The sequence below is a fragment of the Klebsiella sp. 7-CIP_Kleb. genome, from assembly GCF_050378655.1.
GTDB classification, from domain to species: domain Bacteria; phylum Pseudomonadota; class Gammaproteobacteria; order Enterobacterales; family Enterobacteriaceae; genus Klebsiella; species Klebsiella quasipneumoniae.
Genome location: NZ_JBNRLJ010000007.1, coordinates 132,298 through 147,075, shown reverse-complemented (window position 1 = coordinate 147,075; position 14,778 = coordinate 132,298). Strand labels below are relative to the sequence as shown.

Genomic DNA, 14,778 nt, shown 5'->3' with positions numbered 1-14,778 from the left:
CCAGGGGTTTCTGCTTTTTTATGCTGTATAGCGCACGATTACATCATGCCGCCCATACCGCCCATGCCGCCCATGCCGCCAGCAGCACCTAAATCAGGCGCGTCGCCTTTCGGCAGGTCGGTCACCATGCACTCGGTGGTGATCATCAGGCCAGCCACGGAAGCCGCGTACTGCAGTGCAGAACGGGTTACTTTGGTTGGGTCCAGGATACCGAAGTCGATCATGTTGCCGTATTCTTCAGTTGCCGCGTTGTAACCGTAGTTACCGTCGCCTGCTTTCACGTTGTTCGCGACAACAGACGGCTCTTCACCGGCGTTGGACACGATCTGACGCAGCGGCGCTTCCATTGCGCGCAGCGCAACTTTGATACCGACGTTCTGATCTTCGTTCTGACCGGTCAGGCCAGCGAGTTTCGCAGCAACGCGAACCAGCGCTACGCCGCCGCCAGCCACCACGCCTTCTTCAACCGCAGCACGGGTTGCGTGCAGGGCGTCGTCGACGCGTGCTTTTTTCTCTTTCATTTCAACTTCGGTAGCTGCACCGACTTTGATTACTGCCACGCCGCCAGCCAGTTTAGCGACACGTTCCTGCAGTTTTTCACGGTCATAGTCGGAGGTTGCTTCTTCGATCTGCTTACGGATCTGAGCAACACGGCCCTGGATTGCGGACTCTTCGCCAACGCCATCGATGATGGTGGTGGTGTCTTTATTGATAACCACGCGTTTCGCCTGGCCCAGGTCTTCCAGAGTTGCTTTTTCCAGCTCCATACCGATCTCTTCAGAGATAACGGTACCTCCGGTCAGAGTAGCGATATCCTGCAGCATGGCTTTACGACGGTCGCCGAAGCCCGGCGCTTTCACCGCAGCCACTTTAACGATGCCGCGCATGGTGTTAACCACCAGGGTCGCCAGCGCTTCGCCTTCAACGTCTTCAGCGATGATAACCAGCGGTTTGCCCGCTTTCGCTACAGCTTCCAGAACCGGCAGCATTTCGCGGATGTTGGAGATTTTTTTGTCAGCCAGCAGGATGAACGGGCTTTCCAGCTCAACGGCGCCGGTGTCCGGCTTGTTGATGAAGTACGGGGACAGGTAGCCACGGTCGAACTGCATACCTTCAACCACGTCCAGTTCGTCTTCCAGGCCAGTACCGTCTTCAACGGTGATCACGCCTTCTTTACCGACTTTGTCCATCGCTTCCGCGATCAGTTTACCTACGGTTTCGTCAGAGTTAGCGGAGATGGTACCTACCTGAGCGATAGCTTTGGAGTCAGAGCACGGAACAGACAGCGCTTTCAGCTCTTCTACTGCAGCCAGTACCGCTTTATCGATACCGCGTTTCAGATCCATCGGGTTCATGCCTGCAGCAACAGCTTTCAGGCCTTCGTTCACAATGGCCTGCGCCAGCACGGTTGCGGTGGTGGTACCGTCGCCTGCCGCGTCGTTCGCTTTAGAGGCAACTTCTTTCACCATCTGCGCGCCCATGTTTTCAAACTTGTCTTCCAGTTCGATTTCACGAGCAACGGAAACGCCATCTTTGGTGATGGTCGGCGCGCCGAAGGATTTGTCCAGAACCACGTTACGGCCTTTCGGGCCCAGGGTCACTTTAACTGCATCTGCCAGTACGTTTACGCCGCGCAGCATTTTTACACGAGCGTCGTTACCGAATTTTACGTCTTTTGCTGCCATTTCTTATATTCCTCAAATTCGTTCAGGGTCGTGCGAATTAAGCTTCAACAATTGCCAGGATGTCGCTTTCGGACATGATCAGTACTTCTTCGTTGTCGATCTTTTCAGTCTTCACGCCGTAGCCATCGTTGAAAATCACGATGTCACCAACTTTAACGTCCAGCGGCTGCACGGTCCCGTTTTCCAGGATGCGGCCTTTACCGACAGCGATGATTTCGCCACGCGTTGACTTAGCTGCTGCAGAACCGGTCAGAACGATGCCGCCCGCAGATTTGGTTTCAACTTCTTTACGTTTGACGATCACACGATCATGTAACGGACGAATACTCATTGATAGCTCTCCTTCGAGAAAGTCATTATCAGTTATGGGTGACGCCGGGCCGAACGCGGTTTACCGGCTAGTGCAGAGAGAGATGGGGATGGCCATTTCCGGCTTCAAGGGCAAAATTAAAAAAAAATTTTTACCTTTGCGCTGGCACGCAAAAAGCGGCGTCACCGGGCAACCGGTCATAAGGAAAAGCGATTGTGATACTCTCTTTCTTTTTACTGGCGCAGGATGGAATCATGAGTGGTTTAAAACAGGAGTTAGGGCTGGGACAGGGAGTCGGGTTGCTTTCCACCTCACTGCTGGGCACTGGCGTTTTCGCCGTCCCGGCGCTTGCGGCGCTGGTCGCTGGCGATAACAGCCTGTGGGCATGGCCGTTGCTCATCCTCCTTGTTTTTCCGATTGCCATCGTCTTCGCCCTGCTGGGCCGCCATTTCCCCAGCGCGGGCGGCGTGGCCCACTTTGTCGATATGGCCTTTGGCCCACGTCTGGCTAGCGTCACCGGCTGGTTATTTTTATCGGTTATCCCGGTCGGGCTCCCCGCCGCGCTGCACATCGCCACTGGCTTCGGCCAGGCGCTGTTCGGCTGGCATGATGCGCAGCTGTTGCTGGCGGAGCTAGGTACCCTGGCCATCGTCTGGTGGGTCGGTTCACGCGGCGCCAGCTCCAGCGCCAACCTGCAGACCCTGGTTGCCGTGCTGATTGTCGCGCTGATCGTCGCCGTCTGGTGGCGCGGCGGAATAAGCCCGGCGCAAATCCCCTTCCCCGCCCCGGCGGCGATCGACCGCGGCCAGCTCTTCTCCGCGCTGTCGGTGATGTTCTGGTGCTTTGTCGGGCTGGAAGCCTTTGCCCATCTCGCCTCGGAGTTTAAACATCCCGAGCGCGATTTTCCCCGCGCGCTGATGATAGGCCTGCTGCTTGCCGGCTCGGTCTACTGGGCCTGTACCGTGCTGGTGTTGCACTTCCACGCGTTTGGCGAGGAGATGGCGGCGGCCGCGTCTTTACCGAATATCGTGGTCCGCCTGTTCGGCGTCGAAGCGCTGTGGGTGGCCTGCGTCATCGGCTATCTCGCCTGTTTCGCCAGCCTTAACATCTATATTCAGAGCTTCGCCCGCCTGGTCTGGTCGCAGGCGCAGCATAAGCCGCAGAGCTACCTCGCGAGGCTGTCGCCGCGGCAGATCCCGCGCAACGCCCTCAACGCCGTGCTGGGCTCCTGCGTGGTCAGCACCTTGTGTATCTATTTTCTCGATATCAATCTGGACGCGCTGATCGTCTATGCCAACGGCATTTTCATCATGATCTATCTGCTGTGCATGCTGGCGGGCTGTCGTTTGCTGCGCGGGCGCTATCGGCTGCTGGCGGCGGTGGGCAGCATTCTCTGTCTGCTGCTGCTGGCGATGGTCGGCTGGAAGAGTTTGTACGCGCTGGTGATGCTGGCGGCGCTGTGGTTGTTTTTACCGAGACGCAAGCTGGCGACAGGCAGCGTATAGGCGCAATAAGAAAGCGGCCCGGTCGCGTCTGCTGACCGGGCCGATAAAAGTTAATCGCGGCGATCGTCCTTATGGTCCAGACGGTCGCGCTGTTCGTCCTTGCGCTGGAATTCCCCTTCGAAGGTCTCTCCACCGCCAGTCCCGGCGCTGAAGCCGCCGCCCGGCATCCGGCTGAAGCGCAAATGCGGCATCAGCTTCATCGTCAGGTGCTTCTGCACCGGGGGCAAAAGCAGCAGCAGGCCGAGGAAATCGGTAAAGAACCCCGGGATCAACAGCAGCAGGCCAGCGATAATGAGCGAGACGCTTTTGATCATCTCCGCCGCCGGGCTCTCGCCCGCGGCCATCTTCTGCTGCATCAGCAGGAAGTTTTTGAAGCCCTGGTTACGCACCAGCGACATCCCCACCACCGAGCTAAAGATCACCAGGATCAGCGTCATAAAGACGCCCAGCACGTGCGCGACCTGGATAAAGATCGATATCTCAATGTACACGTAAAGAAAAAAGGCAATAAACGGAATCCAACGCACCGGCGTCTCCTTCATCGACAGGCACCGAGTTCGGCCCCCGTAGTTATCAATTTGCTGATTGCATCCCACTAAGATGGGGATGCTGAGCGGCTTTTCAATCAGCGGAAATGCTTATTTTTTCCAGGAATAGGAAAGCGGTGACCCATTTCACAGATTAATAAATCTTCTCACACCCGCGATGTAATAAGTGATCAAGCTTACTGATATTCGCTATCATCAGCATATGATCTTGGGCACCGGGCCGGTTAAGGAAATAATCGTCGGCCAGAAAATATACTGAATACTGGATATTCTGTGTATTTGGTGAATTCATTGGCAGCTTGAAAAGAAGGTTCACATGTTAAACAACATTCGTATCGAAGAAGATCTGTTGGGCACCAGGGAAGTTCCCGCGGACGCTTACTACGGCGTTCATACTCTGCGAGCGATTGAAAACTTCTACATTAGCAACAGCAAAATCAGCGACATACCAGAATTCGTGCGCGGCATGGTAATGGTGAAGAAAGCCGCGGCGCTGGCAAACAAGGAGCTGCAGACCATTCCCAAAAGCGCGGCAAATGCGATTATCGCCGCCTGTGACGAAGTCCTGAATAACGGCAAATGCATGGACCAGTTCCCGGTCGATGTCTTCCAGGGCGGGGCCGGCACTTCCGTAAACATGAACACCAACGAAGTCCTGGCGAACATCGGCCTCGAGCTGATGGGTCACCAGAAAGGTGAATACCAGTATCTGAACCCAAACGATCACGTTAACAAATGTCAGTCCACCAACGATGCCTACCCGACCGGGTTCCGCATCGCGGTGTATGCCTCCATCCTCAAACTAATCGATGCGATTAAGCAACTGGGCGAAGGTTTCCAGGCGAAAGCCGTAGAATTCCAGGACATCCTCAAGATGGGCCGCACTCAGCTGCAGGACGCGGTGCCGATGACCCTCGGCCAGGAGTTCCATGCCTTCAATGTGCTGCTCAATGAAGAGACCAAAAGCATTCTGCGCACCGCGGAGCTGCTGCTGGAGGTGAACCTTGGCGCAACCGCCATCGGCACACGTCTCAACACCCCGGACGGTTATCAACAGCTGGCGGTACAGAAGCTGGCGGAAGTGAGCAACCTCCCGGTCGTTCCGGCGGAAGACTTGATTGAAGCCACCTCGGACTGCGGGGCGTACGTCATGGTCCACAGCTCGCTGAAACGCCTGGCGGTGAAACTGTCCAAGATCTGTAACGACCTGCGCCTGCTCTCTTCCGGACCGCGCGCGGGCCTCAACGAAATCAACCTGCCTGAGCTGCAGGCTGGTTCTTCTATTATGCCGGCGAAGGTTAACCCTGTGGTGCCGGAGGTGGTCAACCAGGTCTGCTTTAAAGTGATCGGCAACGACACCACAGTAACCATGGCCTCCGAAGCCGGGCAGCTGCAGCTGAACGTAATGGAGCCAGTGATCGGCCAGGCGATGTTCGAATCTATCCATATTCTGACCAACGCCTGCTACAACCTGCTGGAGAAATGCGTCAACGGCATTACCGCCAACAAAGCGGTGTGCGAAGGTTACGTCTATAACTCCATCGGTATCGTTACTTACCTCAACCCGTTTATCGGCCACCACAATGGCGATATCGTCGGCAAGATCTGCGCCGAAACCGGGAAGAGCGTGCGGGAAGTGGTGCTGGAGCGTGGGCTGCTGACGGCGGCGGAGCTGGATGACATTTTCTCCGCGCAAAACCTGATGCATCCTGCTTATAAAGCGAAGCGTTATACCGATGAAAGCGAACAGTAATCTTTCCGGATAGTCATTCAAAGGCATGTCAGCGATGACATGCCTTTTTGCTTTTTAGTTTTACTAAAATACAACAATCCAATATCAACTTGTTAAAAAACAAGGAAGGCATATATGTTTGGTGCAGAACTGGTTATTGTCCTGCTGGCGATTTATCTCGGCGCCCGGCTCGGCGGCATCGGTATCGGCTTTGCTGGTGGCCTTGGCGTCCTTGTCCTGACGCTTATTTTTCAAATTAAACCGGGTGCGATCCCCTTCGACGTTATTGAAATCATTATGGCGGTGATTGCCGCTATCGCCGCCATGCAGGTCGCAGGCGGGATGGATTACCTCGTCAGCCTCGCCGAACGGATGCTGCGTCGCCACCCGAAATATATTACCTTCCTTGCCCCGCTGGTGACCTGGTTTATGACCGTGCTCGCCGGCACTGGCCATACCGCCTTCTCCACGCTGCCGGTGATCACCGAAGTGGCCAAAGAGCAAGGCATCCGTCCGTCCCGTCCGCTGTCGATTGCGGTGGTGGCCTCCCAGATAGCGATCACCGCTTCGCCTATCTCCGCCGCGGTGGTGTTCTTTGCCGGGATCCTGGAGCCGCTGGGCGTTAGCTACCTGATGCTGTTGGCCATCTGTATTCCGGTCACCCTGCTGGCGGTAATGCTCACCGCTATCGTCTGCAACTTCCTCGGCTGCGAGCTGAAAGACGATCCTGTTTACCAGGAGCGGCTGGCCAAGGGTGAAGTCAGTCTACGCGGCAGCCAGGTATTTGAACTGAAGCCGCACGCCAAACGTTCCGTTCTGCTGTTTCTGATCGGCATCGTGGCGGTGATGTTCTACGCTACGGCCATCAGCGATACCGTCGGCCTGATCAAAAACCCTGTACTACCGCGTAACGAGGCGATCGTGGTGTTTATGCTGACCATCGCCACCCTGATCAGCATCACCTGCAAAATCGACACCGGCGAAGTGCTCAATGCCAGTACCTTTAAGTCCGGGATGAGCGCTTGCGTCTGCGTGCTCGGCGTCGCCTGGCTGGGGGATACCTTCGTTAAAGCGCATATCAGCGACATCCAGGCCGTGGCCGGCGACTTGCTGCAAAACTACCCGTGGCTGCTGGCGGTGGTGCTGTTCTTCGCCGCCACGCTGCTCTACTCGCAGGCGGCCACCACCAAAGCGCTGATGCCCGCCGCGCTGCTGCTGGGCGTCAGCCCGCTGACGGCGATTGCCTCCTTTGCCGCGGTCTCGGCGCTGTTCGTCCTGCCCACCTACCCGACCCTGCTGGCGGCGGTGGAGATGGACGACACCGGCTCAACCCGCATTGGTAAATATGTCTTTAACCACGCCTTCCTGATCCCCGGCGTTATCGCTATCACCCTGTGCGTGATCCTGGGTTTCATCTTCGGCGGGATTATGCTGTAAATGCCGTCGGCAGCGGGCCCCGCGCGGGCCCGCTGCCCGTTTCCCTCCCATTCCCCGCTCGTGACGCTAATATCCCCGCATCTTGCATGCTATAGTGCCTCTTTTCGCTGATACGAGGTTCATGATGACTACGCCTGATGCTGTTGTTGTGCTCTGTACCGCGCCGGATGAAGCAACCGCCCAGGATCTGGCGGCGAAAGCGCTGGCGGAAAAGCTGGCCGCCTGCGCCACGCTCCTGCCGGGGGCCACCTCGCTCTATTACTGGGAAGGGAAGCTGGAGCAGGAGTATGAAGTTCAGATGCTGCTCAAAACCGATCTTGCCCATCAGCAGGCGCTGCTGGACTGCCTGAAGTCTCACCACCCGTATCAAACCCCTGAACTGCTGGTTCTGCCCGTCACGTATGGAGACAACGATTACCTCTCATGGCTTACCGCATCATTACGCTGATCCTGCTGCTGTGCAGCGCGTCAGCCACCGCCGGGTTATTCGACGCACCGGGGCGCTCGAACTTCGTGCCTGCTGACCAGGCCTTCGCCTTTGACTTTCAGCAGCAACAGCATGACCTCAACCTGAGCTGGCAAATCAAGGATGGTTATTATCTTTATCGTCAACAGTTTACCTTCCGCGCCGCCGGGGCGACTCTCGACGAACCGGCACTGCCGGCGGGCGAGTGGCACGAGGATGAGTTTTACGGCAAAAGCGAGATCTTTCGCCAGCGCCTGACCGTTCCGGTCACGGTGAAGCAGGCGGACAAAGACGCCACTCTCACCGTCACCTGGCAGGGCTGCGCCGATGCCGGATTCTGTTATCCGCCGGAGACCAAAGTGATCCCGCTGAGCGCCGTGCTGGCGGCTTCGGCAGATGGCCAGGCGTCCACCATTGACCCTGCGCCGCCGCCGAGCAGTCGTCCGGTGTTCAACCCGCCGCTGCCGGTTGAGCCGCGTCCGTCCCCGGAGATCGCCACTTCACCTGCGCCTGCCTCTGCGCCGCCAGCTGACGCCCCCGCCCGCCTGCCTTTCACCGCCCTGTGGGCGCTGCTGATAGGCATTGGTATCGCCTTCACCCCCTGCGTGCTGCCGATGTACCCGCTGATTTCCGGCATCGTGCTGGGCGGCAAACAGCGGCTTTCCACCGCGCGCGCCCTGCTGCTGGCCTTTATTTATGTCCAGGGGATGGCCTTAACCTACACCGCGCTGGGGCTGGTGGTGGCCGCCGCCGGGCTGCAGTTCCAGGCGGCCCTGCAGCACCCGTATGTGCTGGTGGGCCTGTCGGCGGTGTTTATACTGTTGGCCCTCTCCATGTTCGGCCTGTTTACGCTGCAGCTGCCCTCCTCGCTGCAGACGCGGCTGGCGCTGCTCAGCAATAAACGCCAGGGCGGATCGCCCGGCGGAGTCTTTGCGATGGGCGCTATTGCCGGGCTGATCTGCTCCCCCTGCACCACCGCGCCGCTGAGCGCCATCCTGTTATATATCGCCCAGAGCGGTAATCTGTGGCTGGGCGGCGGCACGTTGTACCTCTACGCGCTGGGCATGGGCCTGCCGTTGATCCTCGTCACCGTGTTTGGCAACCGTCTGCTGCCGAAGAGCGGGCCATGGATGGGCCATGTGAAGACCGCCTTCGGGTTCGTGATCCTGGCTCTGCCCGTTTTCCTGCTGGAGCGCATACTCGGCGACCAGTGGGGATTACGTCTGTGGTCAATGCTCGGTATCGCCTTCTTCAGCTGGGCGTTTATCACCTCGCTGGGCGCCACCCGGCCGTGGATGCGGCTGGTGCAAATCATTCTTCTTGCCGCCGCGCTGGTCAGCGCCCGTCCCCTGCAGGACTGGGCGTTTGGCGCCCCGGCGCTCGAGCAGCAGGCGCACCTGGCCTTCACCCGCGTCAGCTCGGTGGCCGAGCTTGACCGGGCGCTGGCGCAGGCAAAAGGTCAGCCGGTGATGCTCGATCTCTACGCCGACTGGTGCGTGGCCTGCAAAGAGTTTGAAAAATACACCTTTAGCTCACCTGACGTGCAGCAGGCGCTGAAAGGCGTCGTGTTATTACAGGTTGATGTGACGAAGAACAGTCCGCAAGACGCCGCGCTGCTGAAGCGCCTGCAGGTGCTCGGTCTGCCGACGATTCTGTTCTTCAACGCGCAGGGTCAGGAACAGCCCGACCGGCGAGTCACCGGCTTTATGGATGCTGCGGCATTCAGCGCCCATTTGCGCGATTGGCAAGCATGAGCGACACTTTAGGAGGAAAGATGGAGGAGAACACCGTGCTGCGTGAAGACGTCCTGGCAGAAGCCATTAAAATTCTTGAAATTGAAGGTATCGCCAACACGTCGCTGGAGATGGTCGCTGAGCGCGTGTCCTGTCCGACGAGCGACCTGAAACGCTTCTGGCCCGATCGTGAAGCGCTGCTGTATGACGCGCTTCGCTATCTGAGCCAACAGGTGGATGCCTGGCGCCGTCAGCTGCTGCTGGACGACACCTTAAGCGCAGAGCAAAAGCTGCTAGCACGCTATAGCGCACTCACCACCTGCGTCAGCAATCAGCGTTACCCCGGCTGTTTGTTTATCGCCGCCTGCACCTTTTATCCGGATGCCCAGCACCCGATTCACCAGCTGGCGGAACAGCAGAAGCAGGCTTCGCTGGCCTACACCCATGAGCTGCTGACCCAGCTGGAGGTGGATGATCCGGAAATGGTCGCCAAGCAGATGGAGCTGATTGTCGAGGGCTGTCTGAGCCGCCTGCTGATCAAACGTAGCCAGACGGATGTCGATACGGCGCGGCGGCTGGCAGAAGATATTCTGCGCTTCGCCCAGTGCCGTATGGGCGGGGCATTAACCTGATTCTGATATCCTAACCGCCATGTCGCGCCTATAATTTCCCCCTCACTGATTGCTGACAGGGATTGATATGCGCGCGTTCTTCTGGGCTGTCTGGCTGGGGCTGTGTTCTACGCCCCTGCTGGCGGCTCCCCTGCAAGGTTTTTCCTTTGCGCAAAAAGACTGGGAGCTCGCCTGCGATAACACCGGCACCTGCCGGGCGGCGGGTTACGGCGACCGCATGGGCGAGGTTAGCGTGCTGTTGACCCGCAACGCGGGCAGCGAACAGCATCCCACCGCCACGGTCACCTTCGCGCAGATCGAACACGATATCCCCGCCGACTCCACCGCCAGCCTGCTGATCGACGACCGGGACCTCGGCTCGCTGGATGCCGTGGATGACAGCCACTTCCGTCTGGACAGCGATCAGACATCCGCCGTGCTGCAGGCCCTGGCGAACCAGCGTAAAATCGAATTCGCCCTTAACGGCCAGCACATGCTGCTTTCCAGCGCTGGCAGCCGCGAAGTGCTGCGTAAAATGGATGCGTTTCAGCGACGAACCGGCACCGCCGATGCGCTGCTGGATAAAGGCGATGCGGGCGACGACGCCATTTTGCCCGCCGCCCCCGCCCCGGAAATCATCGCCGCGCCGGTGATCCACAACGCGCAGCCTGTACCGCTAAACATGCTCCAGCGCCAGAAGCTATTGCCCTCCCTGACGCCGCTGCTGAATCAGCGCTGTGAAGACTGGCAGAACCCGGCCATTTCGGCGGCAGAGCGCCAGATTACCCTTACCGCGCTGGATAAAACCCATTCGCTGGCGCAGGCGCTCTGCTGGCGAGCGCCCTATAACGACGGCTATGCCCTGTGGCTGGTCGATAACGCCCAGTTGAGCAAACCGCGGCTGCTCACTACCGAGGCCTCCAGCTACGCCAACGGCACGCTGGTCTTCCTGCATAAAGAGCGGGGCATGGCCGACTGCGTAACCGGCGAGACGCGGGTCTGGGAGGGTAAGACCTTCGTTCCCAGCCTGAAGTACAGCACCGGTATGTGCCGGGAAATCACCCCGGGCGGTACCTGGATGCTGCCGACCTTTGTCAGCCAGGTGATCCCGAAGCAGCAGAAAGAGGCGGATAACCTGGCCCTGCGAACGCTGTATAACGCGGTGCTGAAGGCGCAAAAAAGCGATCCCGAACTGGCGCTGAACCGGGTCGCCGAGCAGTTTCCGTTAACCGGCCATATTACCGACTTCACCCTCACTTACGCCGATGACAGCCTGGTGACGACCAGCAAACCGTCCCCGGATATCAGCGATGACGAGTGGCAGGCGTTTCTGCGCTCCGCAATTAGCGCAGATTCAGAAAACGGCAAAGTCAGCTTTACGCTTATCGACCTCGACGGCGACGGCAAACGCGATCTGATCATCGACAGCTACGTGGGCGGCACCGGGCTCTTCAGCTACACCGGGGTGCTCCGGCGCGGCGAGGATGATTTTGCCGCCGTCGACGGTAGCGACAGTGATAATGGCGACGATTTCGATGCCGGGGTGCCCGGCGCCCTCTTTTCCATTAATGGCCGCGGGGCTAACCAGTGGAACCACTGGGTCAAAATCAACGGCCAGGTGTATGCCCTGTGGTACAACGGCCAGTTTGGCGAAGATAATCTCTACCTGCTGCGCCCGTTCAGCACCGCCAGCCAGACGCCCGCGGTGACGGTTCGCTATCGCTATACGCTGAACAGCATCCGCTCCCCGGAGAAAGACCAACCGCTGACCCCCAGCCTGAGCGACGGCGATAAAGCGGATCTGCTGCGCTCGCTGGAGGTTATGCAGGGCAACCTGCTGAAAGATAAGCCCGCCAGCGACAACGATGCACCGATCTGCCCCATTCCGCCCGGCACCTCCGCCGACGAGGCGGACAACTACTACAGCGGCGTTGCCGTCAACTATATCTATGAGACGGTGGCCTATATTCCGGTGTGGCTGAACGGAAAATGTTATATCGGCACCATTTTCAGCCATCATGGCGCCTATCGTCACGGCGTGGATGCGGAAATCACGCTGAGCTCGCCGCGGGAAGATGAAGAGGTGATTGGTGATTACCTGATTTCCGGGTTGCGTCACGTTATCTCCGTCACCAGCGGCTGGAAAAGCCGTCAAGGTGATAACGGCATGCAGTGATATTGAGTCAAAATGCGCCTTTGAGCGCGGAATTGCCGCAAAGATAAGCAATCGACAAGTAATTTAAGAAATTTGGTTGACGGGGTGGGCGGATTACGGTTTAATGCGCCCCGTTGCCCGGATAGCTCAGTCGGTAGAGCAGGGGATTGAAAATCCCCGTGTCCTTGGTTCGATTCCGAGTCCGGGCACCACTTATTCAGAGAACCCAGCCTATGGCTGGGTTTTTGCTTTTCTGTAGCCGGACTCTTCATCGAACTGCGTTCGATTATTCGCCGCACAGCGGCTCACCCCTTCGGGGCCAGCGCGACACGCGCGCTGTTCAACGCCTGCGGCGTTAGTCCGAGTACGGGCACCACTATTTAAAGAACCCGCCCACAAGGCGGGTTTTTGCTTTTCTACATCCGGACTTTTTCATCGAACTCCACTCTATGATCCCTGCCAAGCGGCGCTGCGCTTGCGCGGGCCTACGCTGTTTGAGCCTGCGGGAGGACCCGTAGGCCGGATAAGGCATTTATGCCGCCATCCGGCATAACCGCGGGTACGGAGTCTGATGCATATCGCCCGGCGGCGCTGCGCTTGCGCGGGCCTACGCTGTTTGAGCCTGCGGGAGGATCCGTAGGCCGGATAAGGCATTTATGCCGCCATCCGGCACAACCGCGGGTAAGGCGTCTGATGCATATCGCCAGGCGGCGCTGCGCTTGCGTGGGCCTACGCTGTTTGAGCCTGCGGGAGGACCCGTAGGCCGGATAAGGCATTTATGCCGCCATCCGGCACAACCGCGGGTACGGCGTCTGATGCATATCGCCAGGCGGCGCTGCGCTTGCGTGGACCTACGGACAATGAAACGCCTGCGCAAACGCAGGCCGTCAGGCAAACGCAATAAAGAAAGGTATTATTCGGCGGCGGTTTTCCCTTTGCCGGGTAGTCTGAACGCTTCGCCATAAGGCTTAGCAATGCCCATGCGATATTGCGTCTCTTTAGCCGCCTGGTGGAGATCGGCAAACTCCTCTTTCGGCGCCGGCGGACGTTGCGCCTTTTTCAGACACTGATTGCGATGGTGACGGATCCACTCTCGGTCCTCATCGTCCAGACAACGCTGCATCACCTCAATCCATCTGGATGCCGCCCGACGGTAGAGCCCGCAGGCTTCTAACCGCTCCGCAATACTGTCCCTTATTCTCATCCACCTCGCTCCTCTGATGCTTTCACGATATCTCATGGTATTCCGACACGTGAGCCGGAATACCATGGTAAAGTTAATTTATGACAAAACTATTCCTCTGCGGCGCAAGGAATATATTCATTATAATAATCGCTGTGCATAGCAAACCGCCATGGCGGTAATTACTTCCAAAGAGCTCCGGAATTATATGCCGGGCGCCACCCTGGATACCGACCGGTATCGACGGTTGTACCTATCAATATCTATTTAATTTATTACATTTCCATCATTACATACCTTGCGATATCACCCATTTCCTGTACAACCAGCCCTCATGGCGATCGACCGGACTGGTCCAGCAGTTTATTTTTGAAGATAAATAAGCAGGCTTCATTAAAATTATCTAACCCCAGTCGTTCATAAAGCGCGGTCCGCTTGCGGTAAAGGCTTTTTAGCGAAGTATTAAGATTCAACGCCACCTCCTCCATTGTCATCCCCGCCCCAAGAAAACGCAGCATCAGCTGCTCTGTCATACTTAAGCGCAGATTGTCGAACCACTCTTTGGTCAGCCGATTACTCTTCATCTCCAGGAAAAGCCCAAATAAGGTCGCCATATCGGCGGGTGATAATGACATGTTTAAAAACGATTTCAGGCTGAGTAAATGCTCTTCCCGATGGCGCATATCGAGGACAATACAGCATATTCGCTTTCTGGATTGTGCCGCCTCCATCACCAGATAATCGTAATGACAAAGCGGCGAACGGCTATCAACCAGCAGAGAGAGTTCATCAACCTCATTATCTAAAATCGCTTTTCCGCTAGAATCTAACTGAATGATATCAGGGAAGAAATTCTTAACACCTTGAAAAAGATAGTGATCCTGGGTAACTAATATCATTGAATTTGCCACAAGTCGTCCCTTTAACATTTAATCAACAAATTCTCGTCAACCAGACATTATCCTTGCCCCTGTGGATCGCTCCGCATGGCGGTAAAAATAACGAGATCTGTGATTTATCATTAGCGCGGCATCTGAATCTGGCTGTGAAAAACCTCCCAGGGTTCGGACAGAAAATAAACGGATTAATTATAAATAAAAAAATCCCACAGAAAAGATGCTTTTTTTGCTATTAAGAGTTTTTGTCAGAAATCATCTTAAATATCTATATAAAATCTTTCCCCTCACAGCAATATAAGCCACCAGGAAAATTTGAAACAAAATTCCAGTCAGCTTCATTTTTTATTTATTTCAGTAAGTTAAAGACATTGACTTCAACATGGCGATTCGAATTAAACCATTTTTACAGATTTATCTTAAAACTCAGCTCGTCATTTAACCATATTTATCCGCCGCGGTATCGGGTATAAATTATCCATTCAATTATCCACAGGAGATAGGTTTATTAGTTTGC

At 56.8% G+C, this 14,778-nt stretch carries 12 protein-coding genes and 1 tRNA gene; 8 read left to right on the top strand and 5 right to left on the bottom strand.

Annotated elements, in window-relative coordinates; all coding sequences use genetic code 11:
• Nucleotides 1-38: 38 nt before the first annotated feature.
• A complete protein-coding gene (gene groL / locus ACQUTI_RS21095) occupies nucleotides 39-1,685 on the bottom strand; it encodes a chaperonin GroEL (RefSeq protein WP_002885441.1) in 1,647 nt (548 codons plus the stop codon).
• 37 nt (nucleotides 1,686-1,722) lie between these two features.
• On the bottom strand, nucleotides 1,723-2,016 hold the full coding sequence (locus ACQUTI_RS21090; RefSeq protein ID WP_004152420.1) for a co-chaperone GroES: 294 nt from the start codon (nucleotides 2,014-2,016) through the stop codon (nucleotides 1,723-1,725).
• Nucleotides 2,017-2,249: 233 nt separating this feature from the next.
• On the opposite strand from ACQUTI_RS21090, the gene yjeH reads away from it, so the two are divergent.
• Complete coding sequence (gene yjeH, locus ACQUTI_RS21085) at nucleotides 2,250-3,500, top strand: L-methionine/branched-chain amino acid transporter (protein ID WP_004206408.1); 1,251 nt, start codon at nucleotides 2,250-2,252, stop codon at nucleotides 3,498-3,500.
• Nucleotides 3,501-3,550: 50 nt separating this feature from the next.
• On the opposite strand, the gene ACQUTI_RS21080 is transcribed toward yjeH, so the two are convergent.
• Nucleotides 3,551-4,027 (bottom strand): FxsA family protein, encoded by a 477-nt coding sequence (locus tag ACQUTI_RS21080; protein WP_004206407.1) that lies wholly within the window; start codon nucleotides 4,025-4,027, stop codon nucleotides 3,551-3,553.
• Nucleotides 4,028-4,364: 337 nt separating this feature from the next.
• Between ACQUTI_RS21080 and aspA the strand changes: the two genes are divergently transcribed.
• The 7 genes from aspA (at nucleotide 4,365) to ACQUTI_RS21045 (ending at nucleotide 12,394) form a co-directional block, all read left to right on the top strand.
• On the top strand, nucleotides 4,365-5,801 hold the full coding sequence (aspA, locus tag ACQUTI_RS21075) for an aspartate ammonia-lyase (RefSeq protein ID WP_002885424.1): 1,437 nt from the start codon (nucleotides 4,365-4,367) through the stop codon (nucleotides 5,799-5,801).
• A 114-nt stretch (nucleotides 5,802-5,915) separates the two neighbouring features.
• The gene (locus ACQUTI_RS21070) at nucleotides 5,916-7,217 is read left to right on the top strand and encodes an anaerobic C4-dicarboxylate transporter (protein ID WP_017900073.1); all 1,302 of its coding nucleotides are present in this window, start codon (nucleotides 5,916-5,918) and stop codon (nucleotides 7,215-7,217) included.
• A gap of 124 nt (nucleotides 7,218-7,341) precedes the next feature.
• Nucleotides 7,342-7,665: a divalent cation tolerance protein CutA gene (gene cutA / locus ACQUTI_RS21065; RefSeq protein ID WP_004206404.1), complete on the top strand. Its 324-nt coding sequence runs from the start codon at nucleotides 7,342-7,344 to the stop codon at nucleotides 7,663-7,665.
• Complete coding sequence (locus ACQUTI_RS21060) at nucleotides 7,641-9,437, top strand: protein-disulfide reductase DsbD (protein ID WP_048322721.1); 1,797 nt, start codon at nucleotides 7,641-7,643, stop codon at nucleotides 9,435-9,437. The genes cutA and ACQUTI_RS21060 overlap by 25 nt, the downstream gene beginning before the upstream one ends.
• Nucleotides 9,438-9,472: 35 nt before the next feature.
• Nucleotides 9,473-10,048, top strand: a complete 576-nt coding sequence (locus ACQUTI_RS21055) for a transcriptional regulator (RefSeq protein WP_032426201.1) — start codon at nucleotides 9,473-9,475, stop codon at nucleotides 10,046-10,048.
• A 67-nt stretch (nucleotides 10,049-10,115) separates the two neighbouring features.
• Nucleotides 10,116-12,203 (top strand): DUF1176 domain-containing protein, encoded by a 2,088-nt coding sequence (locus tag ACQUTI_RS21050; RefSeq protein ID WP_004206401.1) that lies wholly within the window; start codon nucleotides 10,116-10,118, stop codon nucleotides 12,201-12,203.
• Nucleotides 12,204-12,318: 115 nt separating this feature from the next.
• Nucleotides 12,319-12,394, top strand: a tRNA-Phe gene (locus ACQUTI_RS21045).
• Nucleotides 12,395-13,095: 701 nt separating this feature from the next.
• Here ACQUTI_RS21045 and ACQUTI_RS21040 read toward each other — a convergent pair.
• Together ACQUTI_RS21040 and ACQUTI_RS21035 are read right to left on the bottom strand one after the other, a co-directional pair.
• Complete coding sequence (locus ACQUTI_RS21040) at nucleotides 13,096-13,386, bottom strand: PerC family transcriptional regulator (RefSeq protein WP_004153693.1); 291 nt, start codon at nucleotides 13,384-13,386, stop codon at nucleotides 13,096-13,098.
• A gap of 311 nt (nucleotides 13,387-13,697) precedes the next feature.
• Nucleotides 13,698-14,264, bottom strand: coding sequence for a helix-turn-helix transcriptional regulator (locus ACQUTI_RS21035; protein ID WP_004206400.1), 567 nt, complete (start codon nucleotides 14,262-14,264; stop codon nucleotides 13,698-13,700).
• Nucleotides 14,265-14,778 lie beyond the last annotated feature (514 nt).